At 54.0% G+C, this 633-nt stretch carries 1 protein-coding gene; it reads left to right on the top strand.

Annotation, left to right across the window (positions count from 1 at the left end):
• Positions 1 to 117 precede the first annotated feature (117 nt).
• Positions 118 to 633, top strand: a 516-nt coding sequence (locus KDD36_15215; GenBank protein MCB0397998.1) for a carbonic anhydrase, incomplete at its 3' end; no start/stop codon positions are given.

Here is a 633-nt window from a genome sequence, read left to right as displayed (position 1 = left end):
CAACTGTACCTGCCAACTGCACCTACCAACTGCAATTTCCCTTCATCAGAGCAAGCCTCTCTCAAATAATTGTATTACTTTTACGACATTCCAAACCAAGGCAAAAGAAGCAGATCGATGAACATTCAGCAGATCTTTCAGAACAACCGCGACTGGGTCGCCCAGAAACTCAACCTGGATAAGAACTATTTCAAGGATTTGTCGAAGGGGCAAAGTCCGGAGATCCTTTACATCGGTTGCTCCGACAGCCGCGTAACGGCGGAGGAGTTGATGGGCGTGGGTCCGGGCGACATTTTTGTGCACCGCAACATTGCCAACATGGTGCCCAATACCGATCTGAGCGCGATGTCGGTGATCAACTACGCCGTGAGTCACCTGAAGGTCAATCACGTGGTGGTGTGCGGCCATTACTACTGCGGCGGCGTGAAGGCTGCGATGCAATCGAACGATCTGGGCATTCTCAATCCCTGGCTGCGGAACATCCGCGACGTGTATCGCCTGCACAAGAAGGAGCTCGACTCCATCACCGACGACGACGCCCGTTACAACCGCCTCGTCGAGCTCAACGTGCAGGAGCAGTGCGTCAACGTACTGAAGACGGCCGATGTGCAAAAGGCCTACCGCGATCGCCAG

Source organism: Flavobacteriales bacterium (assembly GCA_020435415.1).
Taxonomy (GTDB): domain Bacteria; phylum Bacteroidota; class Bacteroidia; order JACJYZ01; family JACJYZ01; genus JACJYZ01.
The sequence above is the reverse complement of the archived record's forward strand: the minus strand, read 5'-3'. Positions and strand labels throughout refer to the sequence as shown.